The sequence below is a fragment of the Pseudomonas sp. NPDC008258 genome (assembly GCF_042956345.1).
GTDB lineage: Bacteria > Pseudomonadota > Gammaproteobacteria > Pseudomonadales > Pseudomonadaceae > Aquipseudomonas.
Genome location: NZ_JBIBGE010000006.1, coordinates 43,441 through 62,979, shown reverse-complemented (window position 1 = coordinate 62,979; position 19,539 = coordinate 43,441). Strand labels below are relative to the sequence as shown.

Sequence of the window (19,539 nt, the reverse complement as noted above, 5' to 3'; positions counted from 1 at the left end):
ATATTACGGGGTGATCATGGGGATGCAAAACCGGGTTTGCCTGTGCCGGCCTCTTCGCGGGCATGCCCGCTCCCACAGGTACTTCACAGGACTCGGGACTTGTGCGGTCACTGTGGGAGCGGGCGTGCCCGCGAAAGGGCCGGCACAGGCAAAATCAATCTGCTAGCAGCGCTTCTTTCAGCCATTCCAGAAACTGCCTGGCAAGCGGGTCATCCTGGCTGTCCCGGTGCACCAGGCAAGCCCACGCCGGCCCCCTGACCCGCTGCACCGACAACGCCTGCAAACGCCCCTCCTCCATCGCCCGCCGCGCCAACAGCTGACTGACCAGGGCAATACCCAGCCCCTCGCTCGCCGCGTCCAGCAAAAGCCCCGGGTCAGAAAAATTCAGCCCCTTGCCCTGCTGGCCAACATCCTCGCCCCCCTCCAGTTGCCAGTGGCTCCAGTCCATCTCCCGTTCGCCATGCAAGGTCGTGCGCGCGGTCGAAGCCGTTAATGAAGGATGGCAGGCCGGGTACAGCTGGTCCTGATGCAGCACGCTGAAACTGCATTCGGCCTGGGCGCTGAGGTCATCGCGGATGGCCAGATCGATGGTTTCGGTGGCCATGTCCGGCACCTCGAAACTGGTGAACAACCACAAGTCCACCTCCGGGCAGCGCTGGTGAAAATCGGCCAACCGCGGCAACAGCCAATGCCTGGCAAACGCCGGGCTGGTGTTGACCACCAGCTGGTTGGGCTTGCGGTACTGGTCAAGCCGGCGAATGCCCACAGCCAAATGTTGCAACATCGATTGCGTGGTACTGAGCAGGTCATGGCCGGCGTCGGTCAGGCTCACGCTACGGCCACTGCGATGGAACAGCGGCTGCTCCAGGTAGGTTTCCAGGCTGCGGATCTGCTGGCTGATCGCCGACTGGGTCAGGTTCAGCGCCTCGGCAGCCTTGTGGAAACTGCCCAGCCGTGCAGCGGCCTCGAAGCCGCGCAGGGCATTCAGGGGTGGCCAGTGTTTAAGCATGATTGATAAGCCCTGCTGATCAGATGTGCGCTAAATCTATCGTTTGTCGTCGGCCAGGCCTAGCCATAGCATGGACACCAACACCCGCGACGGCGGGCTTCGTTGATAAAAATCCTTAATAGATCGGAGTTCACTATGCACCTGTCCCTCGACAGCGGCTGGCGCATGCCCGCCGAATGGGCACGCCACGCGGCCACCTGGATGGTCTGGCCGCACAACCAGGCCCTGTGGGAAAGCGGCTGGAACGTGCGCCTGGCCGATGTACAACAGGACTACGCCCGTGTCGCAGCGGCCATCGCCCGTTTCGAGCCGGTGAAGATGGTGGTCGACCCAACCGCCATGGCCAGCGCCCGTGCCCTTTGTGGTGCCAATATCGAGCTGATCGAACTGGCAGTGGACGACAGCTGGTGCCGGGACAGCGGCCCAAGCTTTGTCTGCCACCCGCAGCACGGCCTGGCCGGCCTGAGCTGGCGCTTCAATGCCTGGGGCGGCAAGTCGCAGCACAACCTGGACCGCAGCCTGGGCCGGCGCATCCTCGACCACCTGGGCCTGGACGGTTTCAGCACTGCGCTGTGCAACGAGGGCGGTGCGATTCATGTCGATGGCGAAGGCACGCTGATCACCACCGAGTCGGTGCTGCTCAACCCCAACCGCAACCCCGGCGTCAGCAAGGCCGAGTTCGAGGCGTGCTTTGCCCGCCACCTGGGCATCCGCAAGACCATCTGGCTGCCGGGCGACCCGCAATACGTTACCGGCGACATGACCGATGGCCACGTCGATGGCGTGTGCGCCTTCGCCCGCCCCGGCGTTCTGCTGGTCGACGCCACTCATGACCCGCACTCGGTGTACGCCGAAGTCGTGCGGGAAAACCGTCGCGCCCTGGAACTGGCCACCGATGCCCAAGGCCGCCACTTCGAGCTGCTCGACCTGTACGAGGCCAGCGCTGCTGTCGACCCGGATGCCGAAGTGTTCTGCGCGTCCTACACCAACTTCTACATCGCCAACGGCGCGATCATCATGCCGGCCTACGGCATCGCCGCCGACCAGGACGCTGCAGCGCAGCTGGCCCATGCCTTCCCGGGCCGGGAGATCGTGCCGGTGCGCATCGACCACATTGCCTACGGCGGTGGCGGCATTCATTGCATCACCCAACAGCAGCCAAGGATTTAGCATGACTGTCGTGCTCTTGGCTGCCTGTATTGGCAATGCACTCGATGATCAGACTCCCTCCACAATTGGTCTGTCTATACCAATAAGTACAAACGCAGGTAAACCATCTTTCAAAATCAACATTCAGGAATACGCCTATCGTTGCTTGGCATCCTCACCACCCAGAAATGGTGGAGACTCCTACCGTGTTCAGCCCTTGCGGGCCAATCCACCTCGGCGGGTTTCTGCTGCTGGCGGCTCTGTAACACCACTCACTTCACAGACGATCCGGGCTGCAGTTTCCCACCCGACAGAAGCGTCTGCCGTGCCCTGCTCTTCGTCTCGCAATTTTTGCATCCCGCGAGCAAGGATGTTCATCGCGCCGATCAGATCGGCATGTTCACTATAACCACACATGACGCAGCTGAACTTGGCTTGACTCTGTCGGTTATCGCTCGATACATGAACGCAGCATGGACACGTCTGGCTGGTGTAATGAGCCGGAACCGCTATCAGCGAACCGCCCTTCCAAGCCAGTTTGTAGTTCAACTGTCTACGGAACTCGAACCAACCCTGATCAAGGATGGCCTTGTTCAAGCCAGACTTCGCTCGAACGTTCCTGCCCGGCACTTTCGATGAGCCTGCCGCCGAGGCGCTCAAATTGCGGACCTGCAACTCCTCTATACACACCATCGCGTGGTTTTTGCTGATGGCTGTCGAAGCTTTATGCAGATAGTCACGACGCACGTTGCCAATACGTACATGCAAGCGCTGGACACGAGCCTTTGCACACATCCAGTTGCTGCTAAACCTGTTCTTACGGCTCATAGCCTGTTGTGCCTTTCTTAGAGCCGTTTCGTGCCGCTTGAAGCTGTTTAATGGATCAATATGACTTCCGTCACTCAATGTAGCAAAGCGGGCGATGCCCAAATCGATACCAACTGCTCCGCCTTGTACTGCGGAAACTTGCACTGCGCGGCGGGTCTGGACGGAAACAAACCATCGACCGCCGCTCAGGCTAACTGTTACGTTGCGCAGCTCGCCCAATACCACCCGACTATTGCGATAACGCAGCCAACCAAGCTTGGGTAGGAACACCCGGCTATTGTCCTGGTCAAGCTTGATCTGCTCGGGAGAGGGGTAACGGAAACTGTTGTTACGAGCCTTGTGCTTAAACCGAGGTAAGTCAGCTCGCTTCTCGAAGAAGTTTTTGTAGGCTTTTTCTAAATCCTTGAGAGCTTGCTGAAGCGGATGGACGGGAGCCTCCTTTAGCCATGCCGTTTCGCTGCTGTTTCGCCAAACAGTCAGACGTTTTGCCATCGCTAAGTAGCCGATGTGCGCGCCACCCAACTCGCGATTGGCCTGCTGCAAGGCCAGCGCTTGGTTGAAAACGAACCTGCACGAACCGGCGAAGCAACGCATCAGGCGCAGCTGTTGGCCGGTAGGTATCAGTTGGAATTTGAAGGACTGGATTTGCAGCATAGGCAGTATTTCATGCATAGAACGACATGGAGCGAAGTAGATACTGCTTCTGTGCAGCGCATGTCCACACAGGCTTTGTTACCAATTATGGGGGCAGTGGTTTCAGCGGACTCTCTGGAGGTCTTTCCGCGAACAAGCCTTATCCGAAATGGAACCCGCTTCAAGACTGCACAGGACTGAACCATGCCAAGCCGTAGAACCTTCCTGCAATTGTCACTGGCTGCCGGCCTCGGCGCCGGCCTTGGCCTGCCGCTGAGCCTGGCGCGTGCCGACGAAACGGGGCGCTGGTTCATGCCCGACGAAGGCGAACCGCAACAACGCGCCTTCATCGCCTTTGGCGCCCAGGCTGCCATCTGGGAAGACTTCACCGCCGATGTGCAAGCCGCCCTGGGCCGTATCGCCCAGGCCATCGCGCGTTATCAGCCAGTGACCGTGTTCTGCCGGCCCAGCGAACGCAAACTGGCCGAGCAGCACTGTGGCAGCCCGCGCACACGCTTTGTGGAGTGCAACCTGGACGACATCTGGATGCGCGACATCGCCGCCAACTTTGTCCTCGATGACGACAGCGCGCTAGGTGCGGTGGACTTCAACTTCAACGGCTGGGGCAACAAGCAGCGCCACCGCCACGATGCGCAGTTGGCCAAACGGGTCGCCAACCTGGCTGACGGTCACTATCAGCGCAGTGAGCTGGTGGGTGAAGGTGGGGCCATTGAAGTGGACGGCCATGGTTCTGGCATCATGACCGAAAGCAGCTGGGTAAATGCCAACCGCAACCCGGGCTGGAGCAAGGCCGAAGTCGAGGCCGAACTTAAAGACCGCTTGGGGTTGAGCAAGATCATCTGGCTGCCGGGCATTGCCGGCAAGGACATTACCGACGGGCATGTGGATTTCTATGCCCGCTTCGTGCGGCCAGGGGTGGTGATCGCCAACCTGGACAACGACCCGGATTCGTATGACTACGCGGTAACGCGCAAGCACCTTGAGGTTCTAAAGCGCGCCACCGATGCGGAGGGGCGCACGTTGCAGATACATGTGGTATCGCCGCCAATGCGCGGGCGACGCAACAGGTTCAGCAAAGGCAATGATGATTTTGCGGCGGGTTACATCAATTACTTCGTGATCAATGGTGCGATCATCGCGCCGCAGTTTGGCGATGCGCAGGCGGATGAAAAGGCACGGGCGCTGTTGGCGGCTTTGTACCCGGGGCGCGAGATTGTGCAGCTGGATATCGATGCCATTGCGGCAGGGGGTGGGGGGATTCACTGTGTGACCCATCAGTGTACGGCTGTTTGATTGGTGTTGCCTGTACCGGCTTCTTCGCGGGCTTGCCCGCTCCCACAGGTATTTCACAATCCTCAAGGCCTGTGCAGTACCTGTGGGAGCGGGCAAGCCCGCGAAGAGGCCGGTGCAGGTTTACCTAATCGCGGCGCCGGCGGCGCCCGGTAATCATCGACCACGGCAGGTTCTCGCGCAGGCGCACGCTCTCGACGATAGCCGCCAGCACATGCACACACACCAACACCAGCACCGCATCGGCCAACCAGCTGTGTACATCGGTCGGCCAGTCCTCACCCCACAAGGCATCCACCTCTTGCGATGCCCAGCCGGTCAGGACCAGGCCTGCGATGCCGGTCAGCATCAACAGCATTACCAGGGCGCCAATCGGCGAATGGCCAAGGCGGTGGTACGGCTCGCCGCGCACCAGTGCACGGGTATGTGCCGCCAGCCGCGCCGGGGTAGGCCAGAAGTCGGCCCAACGCGCACTGCGTGGGCCAACAAAGCCCCACACCACGCGCACCACTACACAAGCCAGTGCGTAATAACCCAGCCACTGGTGCCAGTCGTCACCTTCTTCGTTGAAAAAGTAATCCGCGAAGAACACACCGGCAATGGAGAGATGGCACAGCCGCAGGAGCGGGTCCCACAGCTGTACCGTGCCGTCGCTGTTCAATCATGGTACTCGGACTTGACCGCCTTGCCAGTCACCGGGTCATGGTAGATCTCGACCTTGCGGCCATCCTTGTCGAAACCGTAGATCTCGTAACAGTTGCCCTTGGTGACCTTGAACTTGTTGATCTTGTAGCCCTGTTCCTTGAGCTGCGCCTGGAATTTTTCCTGGTTTTGCCAGGTACTTTTGTCGGCGGTGGTGCATTGGGTGGCGGCGAATGCTGTGCTGCTGCCGATCAGGATAAACAGGGCTATCAGGATGCGCATGGGAATGAGCTCCATTCGGTTGAATGAGAACAGCACGAGAATCAGCTTAGTCGGATAGAGCACCCGGCGCTCATTGATTGGCTTTTCACATCAATCTGAAAGAAAAACAAACTTAACAAATGAGCCAAAGCCACCGATGCTTGGGCACTACGCCCATCGCACGGAGAACAACAACATGAACGACGTGGTCATCGTCGCCGCAACCCGTACCGCCATCGGCAGCTTCCAGGGCGCCCTGGCCACTGTGCCTGCGGTCGACCTCGGCGCCGCCGTGATCAAGCACCTGCTGGAGCAGACCGGGCTGGACCCGGCGCAGGTCGACGAAGTCATCCTCGGCCAGGTGCTCACCGCCGGCGCCGGGCAGAACCCGGCACGCCAGGCCGCGATCAAGGCCGGCCTGCCCTACAGCGTACCGGCACTGACCCTGAACAAGGTCTGCGGCTCGGGCCTGAAGGCCCTGCACCTGGCCGCCCAGGCCATTCGCTGTGGCGACGCCGAGGTGGTGATTGCCGGTGGCCAGGAAAACATGAGCCTTGCACCGTACGTGATGCCCTCGGCCCGTACCGGCCAGCGCATGGGCCATGGCCAGCTGATCGACAGCATGATCACCGACGGCCTGTGGGATGCCTTCAACGACTACCACATGGGCATCACCGCCGAGAACCTTGTGGATAAGCACAGCCTCAGCCGTGAACAGCAAGACGCGTTCGCCGCCGAATCGCAGCGCAAGGCGGTGGCGGCTATCGAGGCCGGCCGCTTCGACGCGGAAATCACCCCGATCGTGCTGCCGCAGAAAAAGGGTGAGCCGAAAGTCTTTGCCCGTGACGAACAGCCACGCCCGGACACCACCGCTGAATCCCTGGCCAAACTGCGCCCTGCGTTCAAGAAGGACGGTAGCGTCACCGCTGGCAACGCCTCCAGCCTGAATGACGGTGCAGCCGCCGTGCTCCTGATGAGCGCCACCAAGGCCAAGGCTTTGGGCCTGCCAGTGCTGGCGAAGATTGCGGCCTATGCCAGTGCCGGGGTAGACCCGTCGATCATGGGCATCGGCCCGGTTTCGGCGACCCAGCGTTGTCTGGACAAGGCCGGCTGGCAGTTGGCTGACCTGGACCTGATCGAAGCCAACGAAGCCTTTGCCGCACAGGCGCTGGCGGTGGGTAAAGCACTGGAATGGGATGCGGCGCGGGTCAACGTGAATGGCGGGGCAATTGCACTGGGCCACCCGATTGGTGCATCCGGGTGTCGGGTGCTGGTGACCTTGCTGCACGAGATGATCAAGCGCGATGCAAGGAAGGGCCTGGCCACCTTGTGCATTGGTGGCGGGCAAGGCGTGGCCTTGGCCATCGAGCGTTGATCACAGATTGATTTAACCATGCCCGGCCTCTTCGCGGGCTTGCCCGCTCCCACAGGGACTGCACAAACTTCAATGTTTGCGCTGTACCTGTGGGAGCGGGCAAGCCCGCGAAGAGGCCGGGCCTGCTTACAAAGCCTTAGAACCGCTCATCGGCAATAGCTGGCAAGGTCAGCTCACGCACATAGCTGGCCGCCGAAAGCTCCAATAACGAGCGCACCATCAGCACCACATCGTGCAGCGGTATCAGCCCCCCGTCCCCACGCACCGCAGCCTCGGCCACCGGCACGTCCAGGCTGTCTTCGGTATTCAGATAACCCAGGTTCAGGCAGGTCACCCCAAGGCCCTGTCCCCGATACCCTTCGCGCAACGCCTCGGCGATGCCACGCAGGGCGAACTTGGACGCGGCAAATGTCACTTCCGGGCGGCCACTCTGGGGCAAGCCCGAGGTTGAGCCGGTGAGGATGATGCGTGGTTTTTCGCTTTCAAGCAGCAACGGCAGTAGCCGCTTGATCAGCAGGATGGTCGCCGTGATGTTGCAGTCGACCATGCGCTGCAATGCCACATCACGGTCTTCGAGGAAGCTGTAATGCGCCTCGAATGCTTCGGCTTCCCACAAGCCGAGGTTGTAGATCAGCGTATCCACCCCGCCCTCGGCCACTGCTGCGGCAATGGCCTCGACGGCGGCAGCGGGCTGGCCGAGATCGGCCTCGATCCACTGGGCCTGGATGTCCTGACCGGTGTTCACGGCCGCAGGCTCTTTGCGCGACACACCGATCAACGTATCGCCGGGTTTGCCCAGCCCCTCCATGAATGCCTTGCCCAGCCCTTTGCTGGCGCCGACTACCAGAATGCGCATCGCATCACTTCCCTGTGGATTTGATCGGAGTCGGCATTCTAGGAGGTTTGTATTGCCTGTGCCGGCCTCTTCGCGGGCAAGCCCGCTCCCACAGGGACCGCTACTGTTTCAAGGTTTGTGCAAGAGCCAATGATCAAGCAGCGATTCGGGTCTGCTCCAGCGCACCAGCCAGCAGGGCCACTTCCTGGCACTTCTGCACAGCCACTTCCACCGGGCTTTGCGCCAGCGAGCAGGCCGGCGCCAGCCACAGCCGTTCACCCAGACGCTCATGGGCATCGTGCAGCAGGTCAAGCGTTCGTCCCATGTCGCAAGGCGCGGCATCGCCGCCACCGACCACGCCCAGCGACAGCACCTTGTAGGCCGGCAGGCGGTCGAGAATGGCCTGGTACTGCTCAGGCGCCTGCACCAGATCGATATGCAGGCCATCGACCGGCAGGTTGGCGGCCAGGCCGAGGTTGCCATCGAGGCCGCCGGCGTAGGTGGCAATCAGCTTCTTCAGCGGTGCACGTTGAAGGATGTTGTAGACGCGCTCGTAGGCGTTTTTCCAGTCCTGCGGCAGCTCGTGGGCGAGGATCGGTTCGTCGATCTGCACCCATTCAACGCCCAGCGCAGCCAAGCGGTTGAGGACGTGGTCATACAGGGGCAACAGGCGGTCGAGCAGTTCCAGCTTGTCGACGTCGGCATTACAGGCCTGGCCCTGCCACAGGTAGGTCAATGGCCCGATCACGACTGGCTTGACTGCATGGCCCAGCGCGCTGGCTTGCTCCACTTCTTCGAACAGGGGTTCCCAGTTGAGGGCAAACGGCTGGTCACCGGTGCTCAGCGTATAGCCATGCTGGGCACAGTCGCCGACTGGCAGCAGTTCGATACCGGCGTCTTTCTGCACTTGCCAGTGGCGGGCCCGCAGTTCGCGGTCGCCGCCAATGTGTGGAAAGCCCAGGTTATGTGCCAGTGCCATGTCTCGTCCCTTCAGCGTGCTCAAATTGATGAAGGGATTTTCCGGCGGGTGGGGGTATTGAGACAAACTCATAAAATTTGAGATGAACTCAAGAATTTCTCATGATCAGCAACATGTCTCATTCAGAGCACCCTGCTGCGCACTCGGACATGACCCCGCCTGCCTTCTACCGCACAATGCCACCCTGACCACACCAGGTGCCCGGCCCCATGAGCCTGTTGAAAACCGCGCTGCGCGACCAGAACTTCGTCTGCGTCATGGAGTTCGTCCCCAAGCCTTCTGCAGAACGCTTTGCCGCCATGGAGGCGATCATGGCCCGTGCGCACCTGTGCGGCTGGCCGATGACCGTGGCCATCGGCGATCGCGTGGGCAGCCCGCTGGACATGTCGCCACTGGACGCGCTCGCTTCGTTCAGCAACCCGGTACCTGCCCTGCCGCATTTTTCCGGCAAGGACCGCGAACGCCACCACCTGCTCACCCAGCTGCAGCGTATGGACGCCGCCGGCCTCGACCAGCTGTTGCTGCTGACCGGCGACCGCCTGCCCGGCCATGAACCAGGCCAGCGCCCGGTGCGCTACCTGGAGTCGGTCGCCGCCCTGCAAATCGCCCGCCAGGCCTGCCCGCACTGGCTGCTGGGCGCGGCGCTGAACCCGTTCAAGTACCACGAGGAGGAAGGCGGCGCGCAGTATTTCAAGGCCGAGAAAAAGCTGGCAGCGGGGGCCGATTTCCTCACGCTGCAACTGGGCTTCGATGCCGCCAAGCATCAGGAAGCCATGTACTGGATGCACCGCCAGCCCACGCCCAAGCCCATGCTGGCGTGCCTGATGAGCCTCACCCACGGGCGCGCGGGAATGCTCGATCACGTGGCCGGCGTCACCGTCACCCCGTCCATGCGTGACATGCTCGAAGCGGAGGCCGCGCAGTCCAAGGCGTTTGCACAGGCGCGCAGCGTTGACCGCCTGGCCTTGCAGATCATCGGTGTGAAGCTGATGGGCTATGCCGGTGTGCACCTGTCGGGGGTTCACGAGCTCAAGCAGCTGCTGGCCCTTGAAGCCCGTATCGAGCACTGGCAAACCCTGGTCCATACATTGGAGCAGTGGGCGCCCGCCTGGCAGGCCAGTTGGCAGATGCCCGGCCTGCCCGCAGTGGTCTTCCATCCGCCACAGGCAGGCTGGCGCCAGGGCGAATCACGGGTCGACGCCTCGCGCAAGGAGAAAGCCCGCTATCACCTGATGCATGGCATGCACTCGCTGCTGTTCAGCCGCCGCAACGGCCTGAGCAAGGCATTTGGCTGGGCGGTGCGCCAGCCGCTGTGGGCAACGCGCATTGGCGCACAAGTGCTTCACACGCTGGAGCGCAGTGTGAAGCGCCCGCTGGTGGGTTGCGATACGTGTGGCCGTTGCCGACTGGAAGACACCCTGTACATCTGCCCTGAAACCTGCCCCAAGGGCCTGGCCAACGGCCCCTGCGGCGGTACCGCGCTGAACCGCTGCGAGTTCGGCGACCGCGAGTGCATCCACAGCGTCAAGTACCGCACCGCCAAGGCAGTGCGGCAAACCGCCGTGCTGACTGACCGCCTGATCCCGTGCATCGAGGTTGAAACCCGCCACCGCAGCTCATGGCCGCAGTGGTTCCAGGCCGCAACGCCGCGCCGGCTCAGCCCGCAGCCAACGCCTCGAAGCCAGCCCGAATCGTAGCCTCGGGCAGTTCATCGGCGATGAACACCATCACGCTCTCGCGGGTTTCACCGTCGGCCCACTCGGCGTCCCAGTCAAAGCCGTACAGCTTGAGCACGCCCTGGAACACCAGCTTGCGGTCTTCACCCGCTATGTTCAGCACGCCCTTGTAACGCAGCAGCTGTTTGCCGTGGGTCTCCAGCAGTTCGTTCATGAAGCCGCTGAGGCGGTCGATGTCCAGCGCGGTTTCCGTGCGCAACACCAGTGTGGAAATGCGGTCCGGGGTAGCCGGTTTGAGTACAGGGCGTAACGTTGGCTTCAGGTTCGCGCCCAGGTCGGGGTTGAGGTTGAAACCCCGCACATCCAGTAGCTCAGCCAGGTCGATGCGGCCGTGTTCGACGACACGGATGGCGGCCCGGCCATTAATGCGGGCCAGGCGTTCGCTCAGGGCCTGTACCGCAGGCGGCTCGACCAGGTCGGTCTTGCTCAGCAGCAGGCGATCGGCAAAACCGACCTGGGCCTGGGCGATGGCCTGGGTGAGGTGCAGGTCGGCGTGGGCAGCATCCACCAAGGTAATGATACCGTCGAGGATGTAGCGCTCACGCAGCTCCTCGTCGATGAAAAAGGTTTGCGCAACGGGCGCCGGGTCGGCCAGCCCCGTGCATTCGATCACCAGGCGGTCGAAGGCAATTTCACCAGCGTCCAGGCGTTCAAGCAGCAGGTACAGGGCGCGGGTGAGGTCGCCGTGGATGCTGCAGCATACGCAGCCATTGGCCAGGGTCATCACCTGCACCGGCTCGTCGCCCAGCAACTGGCTGTCGATGCCGGCTTCGCTGAATTCGTTTTCGATCACGGCGAGCTTCAGGCCGTGCTCGGCCTTGAGCATGTGCTTGAGCAAGGTGGTCTTGCCAGCACCGAGAAAGCCTGTGAGTACGGTTACGGGAATAGGCGTCTGCACGCAGAACATCTCCTGTGCGGAAAAAACATGGGCCTCATCGCCGGCAAGCCAGCTCCCACAGGTACTGCACAGGCTTTGAGGCCTGTGGGTACCTGTGGGAGCCGGCTTGCCGGCGATGAGGCCGTGACAGGTTAACGCGTAAGGGTCAACAGCACCTGGGCCCGGACTTGCCACCGTAACGGGCTTCCTGACGTTCCCGGAAGAATTCCTCGTACGTCATGACCGGCTTGTCCGGGTGCGTCTTCTGCATGTGTTCGACATAGTTGTCGTAGTCGGGCATGCCGACCATCAGGCGGGCTGCCTGCCCCAGGTATTTTCCCAGTCGACCCAGGTCGTTGAACATGACTGCAGTCCTCTCGATTACGCGTCAGGCAACGCCTGGAACGGCGTTTCCTTGTCGGTGCGCTCCTTGCGGCCCAGGGCGGCATAGCCAACCTTGATGGCGAAGAACAGGATGCTGAACACCACCAGCAGGAACAGAATCGTCAGGCCGGCGTTGGTGTAGGCGTTGAAGATCACGTGCTGCATCTGCCCGATGTCCTTGGCCGGGGCCAGTACCTGGCCGGCGTCCAGCGCGGTGCTGTACTTCTTGGCCAGGGCCAGGAAGCCAACGGCCGGGTTCGGGTCGAACAGCTTGATCAGGCCGGCAGCCGTGGTGCAGATCAGCAGCCAGACGGCCGGCAGCAAGGTGACCCAGATGTAGCGCTGACGCTTCATCTTGATGAGCACCACGGTACCGAGCATCAAGGCAATACCGGCGAGCATCTGGTTGGAAATACCGAACAGCGGCCACAGGGTGTTGATGCCGCCCAGCGGGTCGATCACGCCCTGGTACAGCAGATAGCCCCAGAGTGCCACGCAACCCGCGGTGGCGAGCAGGTTGGCGCCCCACGATTCGGTGCGTTTGAGCGCCGGCACGAAGCTGCCCAGCAGGTCCTGCAGCATGAAGCGACCGGCACGGGTACCGGCATCCACCGCGGTGAGGATGAACAACGCCTCGAACAGGATCGCGAAGTGGTACCAGAAGGCCATGGTGTTCTCACCTGGCAACACCTGGTGCAGGATCTGCGCGATACCGACCGCCAGGGTCGGCGCACCACCGGCACGGGCCAGGATGGTGTGCTCGCCAATGTCACGGGCCACGGCTTCAAGCTGCTCAGGGGTAATCAGGAAGCCCCAGCTGCTGACCGTCTGCGCCACCGATGCCACGTCTGCACCGACCACGGCGGCCGGGCTGTTCATGGCGAAATACACGCCCGGCTCGATCACCGAAGCGGCGACCATGGCCATGATGGCAACGAACGACTCCATCAGCATGCCGCCGTAGCCGATGTAGCGGGCGTTGGTTTCGTTGTCGAGCAGCTTGGGCGTGGTCCCCGAAGAGATCAGCGCGTGGAAGCCGGACACCGCACCACAGGCAATGGTGATGAACAGGAACGGGAACAGGGTGCCCTTCCACACGGGGCCAGTACCGTCGGTGAACTGGGTCAGCGCCGGCATTTTCAGCTCGGGCGCGATGATCAGGATACCGATGGCCAGGCCAACGATGGTACCGATCTTGAGGAAGGTCGACAGGTAGTCACGCGGCGCCAGCACCAGCCACACGGGCAGCACCGCTGCGACGAAGCCATAGCCCACCAGCATCCAGGTGATCTGCACGCCCGTGAAGGTGAACGCCGGGCCCCAGACAGGGTCCGCAGCGATCACGCCACCCAGCCAGATCGACGCCAGCAGCAATACCACGCCCACGACCGAGATCTCGCCAATGCGGCCCGGGCGGATGTAGCGCATGTAGATGCCCATGAACATCGCGATCGGGATGGTCGCTATCACCGTGAACATGCCCCATGGGCTCTCGGCCAGGGCCTTGACCACGATCAGCGCCAGCACCGCAAGGATGATGATCATGATCAGGAAGCAGCCGAACAGGGCGATGGTGCCCGGAATGCGGCCCATCTCCTCGCGCACCATGTCGCCCAGCGAGCGGCCGTTGCGACGGGTGGACAGGAACAGGACCATGAAGTCCTGTACCGCACCGGCCAGCACCACGCCGGCAATCAGCCAAAGCGTACCGGGCAGGTAGCCCATTTGTGCTGCCAGTACCGGCCCCACCAGAGGGCCTGCGCCAGCGATGGCCGCGAAGTGGTGGCCGAACAGAATGTGTTTGTTGGTCGGGACGTAGTCCAGGCCGTCGTTGTTGAGCACCGCCGGCGTGGCCCGCCGCGGGTCGAGTTGCATCACCTTGGTGGCGATGAACAGGCTGTAGTAGCGGTAGGCGACCAGGTAGATGGCCACTGCCGCAACCACGATCCACAAGGCGTTGATCGCCTCACCGCGACGCAGGGCAACCACACCCAGCGCGCAGGCGCCTATGACTGCCAGCGCCAGCCACGGAATGTGGCGTAGCAGGCTATTATTGTTGTTCATGGTTAGCTTCCAGCTGGTGGATTGGAAAGACCGCCCACCGAGTCTAGGGCCAGTCATCGCGCATTGCCATACTTGCTTTGGTCTAGAGCCTCTGCGGCCAGATTGCGGTACCTGATGCACATACCACTCTAACTATAGTCAGGATGTCACCTTAGGACCTATCAGAGGATCTATCCCATGAGCGATCACGACGAACGCCGCCGTTTCCAGCGTATCCCGTTCGACGCCCCGACCAGGCTGTGCCAGGGCGAACGTTGCTGGGAAGTGAAGCTGCTCGACCTTTCCCTCAAAGGCCTGCTGGTCGAATGCCCGAAACCCTGGGATGCCGACCTGACCCAGGATTTCGAGGCCTACATCCTGCTCAACGATGGGGAGACCGAGGTGCAGATGCAGGTCGAACTGCGCCACGAAGAACCGGAGTGCCTGGGCTTCATCTGCCTGTACATCGACATCGATTCGATGAGCCATTTGCACCGTCTTGTGGAATTGAACGTGGCCGACAGCACCGAAATGATGCGTGAGCTGCGCGAACTCATCGAATAATGAAATCTCTTAGCTAGCTAATAGCCTTCCCGCATTGTGTTTCCTGTCTACCCAGACAGCTTTAAGCCTGGGTAGCAGCGCTTTGTACACACCTCTCTAGAACAGCTTTTGACGACTTGGTACGCCTTCTGCATTGGGTTTTCGCACATCCGGCGAGCCCCCTTGTGCGCGCTCCGATCAAAATATTGTATACAATTCTTGTGGCAATAAATTGTAGGAACTGTCTACAGTAGCGACACAACAATAAACAGAGAGCCTGCTCCATGACTACGTCCCCTAGCACGTCTCCCGCCAAGCGCCCCGAGGATGAAAACCTCGGCCTTGGTGCCAACCTGGCCTATGGTCTGCAGCATGTGTTGACCATGTACGGGGGGATCGTCGCGGTACCCCTGATCCTGGGGCAGGCCGCCGGCCTGAACGGCGCCGAAATCGGCATGTTGATTGCCGCATCGCTGTTTGCCGGTGGCCTGGCCACGTTGCTGCAAACCCTCGGCCTGCCGTTCTTCGGCTGCCAGTTGCCGCTGGTGCAGGGCGTGTCGTTTGCCGGTGTGGCAACCATGGGTGCCATCCTCAGCAGCGAGGGTGGCGGTGGCCTGCCCGGGGTGCTCGGCGCCGTCATGGCAGCATCGCTGATCGGCTTCCTGATCACCCCGGTGTTCTCGCGCATCACCAAGTTCTTCCCGCCGCTGGTGACCGGCATCGTCATTACCACCATCGGTCTGACACTGATGCCGGTGGCCGCACGCTGGGTGATGGGTGGCAACAGCGCGTCGCCAGAATTCGGCAGCATGGCCAACATCGGCCTGGCCGCGCTGACTTTCGCCATCGTGCTGCTGCTCAGCAAGCTGGGCAGCGCGACCATCTCGCGCCTGTCGATCCTGCTGGCCATGGTGGTCGGCACCCTGATCGCCTGGGCGCTGGGCATGACCGACTTCAGCAAGGTCACCGAAGGCCCGATGTTCGCCTTCCCCACGCCGTTCCACTTTGGCATGCCGGAGTTCCACATCGCCGCCATCCTGTCGATGTGCATCGTGATCATGGTGACCCTGGTGGAAACCTCGGCCGATATCCTCGCCGTGGGTGAGATCATCGACACCAAGGTCGACTCCAAGCGCTTGGGCAACGGCCTGCGCGCCGACATGGCATCGAGCATCCTGGCGCCGATCTTCGGCTCGTTCACCCAGAGTGCGTTCGCCCAGAACGTTGGCCTGGTGGCCGTGACCGGCGTCAAAAGCCGATACGTCGTGGCAACCGGCGGCGTGATCCTGGTGGTACTCGGACTGCTGCCAGTGATGGGCCGGGTGATCGCCGCCGTGCCTACCCCGGTACTGGGCGGCGCAGGCATCGTGCTGTTCGGCACCGTGGCGGCAAGCGGTATCCGCACCCTGTCCAAGGTCAGCTACAAGAACAACGTCAACCTGATCATCGTCGCGGCCTCGCTTGGCTTTGGCATGATCCCGATTGCCGCGCCAACCTTCTACCACCACTTCCCGAACTGGTTCGAGACCATCTTCCACTCGGGCATCAGCTCGGCGGCGATCATGGCCATCCTGCTGAACCTGATCTTCAACCACTTCACCACCGGCAACTCGGAAAACCAGTCGGTGTTTGCTGCAGCGTATGAGCGCACGATCCAGTATTCGGATATTTCGGCGCTACGTGATGGCGACTACTTCAAGGATGGCAAGCTGTTCGATTCAGAAGGCAACGAAGTGCCGATGCTGGAACTGGACGAGCATGGTAATGAAACGGTCAGGCGCACGCCGGTGGCCGAGCATTGACCGCTGACTGAGCGGTGAGGTGGGTTGGGGGCTGACGCGCATCGTCGGCCCCTTTTCTTTTGCCTGTACTGGCCCTTTCGCGGGCTTGCCCGCTCCCACAGGTAAAGCGCCACATTCACGGCTGGCGCTGTACCTGTGGGAGCGGGCAAGCCCGCGAAAGGGCCAGCACAGGCTACGAATTACTCGAACAATGCATCCAGGGCCTGCTCCAACCGGGTCACGGCAATAACCTGCAACCCCGCTGGCGACTCTTTCGGCGCATTGCCCTTGGGCACGATGGCCCGCTTGAAGCCGTGCTTGGCCGCCTCCTTCAAGCGCTCCTGCCCGCTAGGCACCGGCCGCACCTCACCCGACAGGCCAATCTCGCCAAACACCAGCAGGCCATGGGCCAGCGGCCGGTTACGCAAGCTCGACATCACCGCCGCCAGCAGCGCCAGGTCCGAGGCCGTTTCCAGCACCTTCACCCCGCCCACCACGTTGAGGAACACGTCCTGGTCATGAGTGGGGATACCGCCATGGCGATGCAACACTGCCAGCAACATGGCCAGGCGGTTCTGGTCCAGGCCCAGGGTTACCCGGCGCGGGTTGGCCAGGTGGCTGTCGTCGACCAGCGCCTGCACCTCGACCAGCATCGGTCGGGTACCCTCCCAGGTCGCCATCACCACACTGCCCGGCACTTCTTCCTGGGTACGGTTGAGGAAGATTGCCGACGGGTTGGACACCTCTTTCAGGCCGCGGTCGGTCATGCCGAACACGCCCAGTTCGTTGACCGCGCCAAAACGGTTTTTCACTGCCCGCAGCAAACGCAGGCGGCCGTCGGACTCACCTTCGAAATACAACACGGTATCGACCATGTGCTCCAGTACCCGCGGGCCGGCCAGCGAGCCTTCCTTGGTCACATGGCCGACCAGGAAAATGGCCGTACCGCTCTGCTTGGCGTAGCGCACCAGCAAGGCCGTGCTCTCGCGCACCTGGGCCACGCCGCCGGGTGCCGACTGCAACTGCTCGGTGAAAATGGTCTGGATCGAGTCGATCACCATTACCCGCGGTTTCTCGACACGAGCGGTGGCAATGATGGTTTCGATGCAGGTTTCGGTCATCACCTTGAGCTTGTCCTGGGGCAAGCCCAGGCGCCGGGAACGCATGGCCACCTGCTGCTGCGATTCCTCGCCGGTGACGTACAGCGCCGGCATGCCCACGGCGATGTTGCACAACGTCTGCAGCAGGATGGTCGACTTGCCGATACCGGGGTCGCCACCAATCAGCACCACCGAGCCATCCACCAGGCCGCCGCCCAGCACGCGGTCCAGTTCGGTGCTGCTGGTGGTAAAGCGCGGGATCTCTTCGACGCTGACTTCGGCCAGGGTCTTGATTTGTGCCTGTTGCCCGGTCCAGCCGGCACGGCCGCTGCTGGGGGCTGCCGCACCACCGCTTTCGATCATGGTTTCGACCAGGGTGTTCCAGGCCCCGCATTCGCCGCACTGGCCAGCCCATTTGGGGAAGGTCGCGCCGCACTCGGTGCAGCCATACAAGCGCTTGGCCTTGGCCATGGGTGGGTCTCCTGGAAAAAACCGCCATGATAGCCGAGCAGGACGTGCCTCGAACGCCTCGGGATGCGACAAAACTATTCGTTCTAACCACAGTCACTACCCCTGAACACCACGCATGAAGCGTTTTAGTGGCTTACACTGCGTTAACCTTACCTTTTGTTACAAGGAACCAGACATGGGCATGATCAGTGAATTCAAGGCCTTCGCGGTCAAAGGCAATGTTGTCGACATGGCGGTGGGTATCATCATCGGCGCGGCCTTCGGCAAGATCGTCTCGTCCTTCGTTGGAGACGTGGTCATGCCGCCACTGGGCCTGTTGATCGGGGGTGTGGACTTCAGCGACCTGGCGATTACCCTGAAGGCGGCCGAAGGGGACGTTCCGGCGGTGGTGCTGGCGTATGGCAAGTTCATCCAGACCGTGATCGACTTCCTGATCGTGGCCTTTGCCATTTTCATGGGCGTGAAAGCAATCAACCGCCTGAAGCGTGAAGAAGCAGTGGCACCGACTGCGCCGCCTGTGCCGTCGGCGGAAGAGACCCTGCTGACCGAGATTCGCGACTTGCTGAAAACGCAGAACCAGAATCGCCTGCCTTGACGCTGTAGAGGGCAGAGTGGGAGCGGGCATGCCCGCGAAGAATCCAGCGCGGTGGATGGCACCGGCTCCGCCGGTGTTCGCGGGCAAGCCCGCTCCCACAACGGCCCCAATGGGCTTACCAGTAGTTTTCCACAGCCACCTGCCCCGGCCGCTTGCTCAGGCTCAGTTGCAGGTCGCGTGCCTTCAGCACCTTGCGTGTCTCGTCGATCATTTCCGGGTTACCGCACAACATCACCCGCGAATGCTCCGGCGACAGCTCCAGCCCGGCAGCTTTCTCCAGCTCGCCATTCTCGATCAGCGTGGTAATACGCTGGTTCAACGCACCCGGGTGCTGCTCGCGGGTCACCACAGGAATGAACTGCAACTTGCCAGCGAACTCTGCCAGGTAGTCGCGCTGCTCCAGCCCGGCGATTTCATCCACATAAGCCAGCTCCTTCGCTTCGCGTACCGAGTACACCAGCTTGATGCTGTCAAAACGCTCCCATGCCTCGAAGTCTTGCAGGATCGACATAAATGGCGCGATGCCAGTACCGGTCGCCAGCAACCACAAGTCACGGCCACCAACGAAGCGGTCGAGGGTGAGGAAGCCAAACGCCTGGCGGTCGATCAACAGGGTGTCCCCTGCACCCAGCCGGCTCAGCTCACTGGTGAATTCGCCACCCGGCACCACGATGGAGAAGAAGTCGAGGTGTTCGTCATGGGGGGCACTGACCATGGAATAGGCGCGCCACACCACGCTGCCATCGGCCTTGGTCACGCCAAGGCGGGCGAACTGGCCGGAACGGAAGCGGAACCCTGCATCGCGCGTAACCCGCAGGCTGAAGAGGTTCGGCGTGAGCGGCTGAACATCGAGCAGGGTCTGGCGGGTGAACTTTTCGGCGCTAGCGGTCATATCGGGCTCCAGGTTTGACGTGCGCACAGTGTCGCGCAAAGTGGCCCGGATAAAAACCACTGCTTTGTAGGGCCTCATAAAGGGTGATCGTGCCG

Annotated in this window: 18 protein-coding genes; 7 read left to right on the top strand and 11 right to left on the bottom strand. The window is 61.8% G+C overall.

Going from position 1 to position 19,539, the window contains the following annotated elements; all coding sequences use genetic code 11:
* Positions 1 to 154: 154 nt before the first annotated feature.
* On the bottom strand, positions 155 to 1,009 hold the full coding sequence (locus ACFY9W_RS06520; protein WP_391127371.1) for a LysR substrate-binding domain-containing protein: 855 nt from the start codon (positions 1,007 to 1,009) through the stop codon (positions 155 to 157).
* Between the two features lie 135 nt (positions 1,010 to 1,144).
* Between ACFY9W_RS06520 and ACFY9W_RS06515 the strand changes: the two genes are divergently transcribed.
* Positions 1,145 to 2,179 (top strand): agmatine deiminase family protein, encoded by a 1,035-nt coding sequence (locus ACFY9W_RS06515; RefSeq protein WP_391127368.1) that lies wholly within the window; start codon positions 1,145 to 1,147, stop codon positions 2,177 to 2,179.
* Positions 2,180 to 2,368: 189 nt separating this feature from the next.
* Here ACFY9W_RS06515 and ACFY9W_RS06510 read toward each other — a convergent pair whose 3' ends face one another.
* A complete protein-coding gene (locus ACFY9W_RS06510; protein ID WP_391127365.1) occupies positions 2,369 to 3,640 on the bottom strand; it encodes an RNA-guided endonuclease TnpB family protein in 1,272 nt (423 codons plus the stop codon).
* 183 nt (positions 3,641 to 3,823) lie between these two features.
* Here ACFY9W_RS06510 and ACFY9W_RS06505 point away from each other — a divergent pair, with 183 nt between their 5' ends.
* A complete protein-coding gene (locus ACFY9W_RS06505) occupies positions 3,824 to 4,933 on the top strand; it encodes an agmatine deiminase family protein (protein ID WP_391127362.1) in 1,110 nt (369 codons plus the stop codon).
* Positions 4,934 to 5,057: 124 nt separating this feature from the next.
* On the opposite strand, the gene ACFY9W_RS06500 is transcribed toward ACFY9W_RS06505, so the two are convergent.
* Positions 5,058 to 5,591 carry a cytochrome b/b6 domain-containing protein gene (locus ACFY9W_RS06500; protein WP_391127359.1) on the bottom strand — a complete coding sequence of 178 codons (534 nt, stop codon included), beginning with the start codon at positions 5,589 to 5,591 and terminating at the stop codon, positions 5,058 to 5,060.
* The gene (locus ACFY9W_RS06495; RefSeq protein ID WP_391127356.1) at positions 5,588 to 5,854 is read right to left on the bottom strand and encodes a PepSY domain-containing protein; all 267 of its coding nucleotides are present in this window, start codon (positions 5,852 to 5,854) and stop codon (positions 5,588 to 5,590) included. Before ACFY9W_RS06495 ends, ACFY9W_RS06500 begins: the two co-directional genes overlap by 4 nt.
* A gap of 175 nt (positions 5,855 to 6,029) precedes the next feature.
* On the opposite strand from ACFY9W_RS06495, the gene ACFY9W_RS06490 reads away from it, so the two are divergent.
* Entirely contained in the window at positions 6,030 to 7,208 is a 1,179-nt protein-coding gene (locus ACFY9W_RS06490; protein ID WP_391127353.1) for an acetyl-CoA C-acetyltransferase, read from the top strand.
* Between the two features lie 136 nt (positions 7,209 to 7,344).
* Here the strand turns inward: ACFY9W_RS06490 and ACFY9W_RS06485 are convergent, their stop codons facing one another.
* Positions 7,345 to 8,064 (bottom strand): SDR family NAD(P)-dependent oxidoreductase, encoded by a 720-nt coding sequence (locus ACFY9W_RS06485; RefSeq protein ID WP_391127350.1) that lies wholly within the window; start codon positions 8,062 to 8,064, stop codon positions 7,345 to 7,347.
* Between the two features lie 133 nt (positions 8,065 to 8,197).
* Positions 8,198 to 9,022 carry a 5-methyltetrahydropteroyltriglutamate--homocysteine methyltransferase gene (locus ACFY9W_RS06480; RefSeq protein ID WP_391127347.1) on the bottom strand — a complete coding sequence of 275 codons (825 nt, stop codon included), beginning with the start codon at positions 9,020 to 9,022 and terminating at the stop codon, positions 8,198 to 8,200.
* Between the two features lie 209 nt (positions 9,023 to 9,231).
* On the opposite strand from ACFY9W_RS06480, the gene ACFY9W_RS06475 reads away from it, so the two are divergent.
* Positions 9,232 to 10,719, top strand: coding sequence for a methylenetetrahydrofolate reductase C-terminal domain-containing protein (locus tag ACFY9W_RS06475; protein ID WP_391127344.1), 1,488 nt, complete (start codon positions 9,232 to 9,234; stop codon positions 10,717 to 10,719).
* On the opposite strand, the gene yjiA is transcribed toward ACFY9W_RS06475, so the two are convergent.
* The 3 genes from yjiA to ACFY9W_RS06460 all read right to left on the bottom strand — a co-directional run bounded on the left by yjiA (position 10,679) and on the right by ACFY9W_RS06460 (position 14,083).
* Positions 10,679 to 11,656: a GTPase gene (gene yjiA / locus ACFY9W_RS06470; RefSeq protein WP_391127341.1), complete on the bottom strand. Its 978-nt coding sequence runs from the start codon at positions 11,654 to 11,656 to the stop codon at positions 10,679 to 10,681. The genes ACFY9W_RS06475 and yjiA overlap by 41 nt on opposite strands.
* A 145-nt stretch (positions 11,657 to 11,801) precedes the next feature.
* Positions 11,802 to 11,999 (bottom strand): CstA-like transporter-associated (seleno)protein, encoded by a 198-nt coding sequence (locus ACFY9W_RS06465; RefSeq protein ID WP_391127338.1) that lies wholly within the window; start codon positions 11,997 to 11,999, stop codon positions 11,802 to 11,804.
* A gap of 17 nt (positions 12,000 to 12,016) precedes the next feature.
* The gene (locus ACFY9W_RS06460; RefSeq protein ID WP_391127335.1) at positions 12,017 to 14,083 is read right to left on the bottom strand and encodes a carbon starvation CstA family protein; all 2,067 of its coding nucleotides are present in this window, start codon (positions 14,081 to 14,083) and stop codon (positions 12,017 to 12,019) included.
* A 177-nt stretch (positions 14,084 to 14,260) separates the two neighbouring features.
* Between ACFY9W_RS06460 and ACFY9W_RS06455 the strand changes: the two genes are divergently transcribed.
* The gene (locus tag ACFY9W_RS06455) at positions 14,261 to 14,626 is read left to right on the top strand and encodes a PilZ domain-containing protein (RefSeq protein ID WP_391127332.1); all 366 of its coding nucleotides are present in this window, start codon (positions 14,261 to 14,263) and stop codon (positions 14,624 to 14,626) included.
* 263 nt (positions 14,627 to 14,889) lie between these two features.
* Positions 14,890 to 16,407: a solute carrier family 23 protein gene (locus ACFY9W_RS06450; protein WP_391127328.1), complete on the top strand. Its 1,518-nt coding sequence runs from the start codon at positions 14,890 to 14,892 to the stop codon at positions 16,405 to 16,407.
* A gap of 179 nt (positions 16,408 to 16,586) precedes the next feature.
* Here the strand turns inward: ACFY9W_RS06450 and radA are convergent, their stop codons facing one another.
* Positions 16,587 to 17,957, bottom strand: coding sequence for a DNA repair protein RadA (gene radA, locus ACFY9W_RS06445; RefSeq protein ID WP_391127325.1), 1,371 nt, complete (start codon positions 17,955 to 17,957; stop codon positions 16,587 to 16,589).
* A 175-nt stretch (positions 17,958 to 18,132) separates the two neighbouring features.
* On the opposite strand from radA, the gene mscL reads away from it, so the two are divergent.
* Positions 18,133 to 18,552 (top strand): large-conductance mechanosensitive channel protein MscL, encoded by a 420-nt coding sequence (mscL, locus tag ACFY9W_RS06440; protein WP_391127322.1) that lies wholly within the window; start codon positions 18,133 to 18,135, stop codon positions 18,550 to 18,552.
* Positions 18,553 to 18,667: 115 nt separating this feature from the next.
* Here the strand turns inward: mscL and ACFY9W_RS06435 are convergent, their stop codons facing one another.
* Positions 18,668 to 19,444 (bottom strand): ferredoxin--NADP reductase, encoded by a 777-nt coding sequence (locus tag ACFY9W_RS06435; RefSeq protein ID WP_028699862.1) that lies wholly within the window; start codon positions 19,442 to 19,444, stop codon positions 18,668 to 18,670.
* Positions 19,445 to 19,539: the final 95 nt, after the last annotated feature.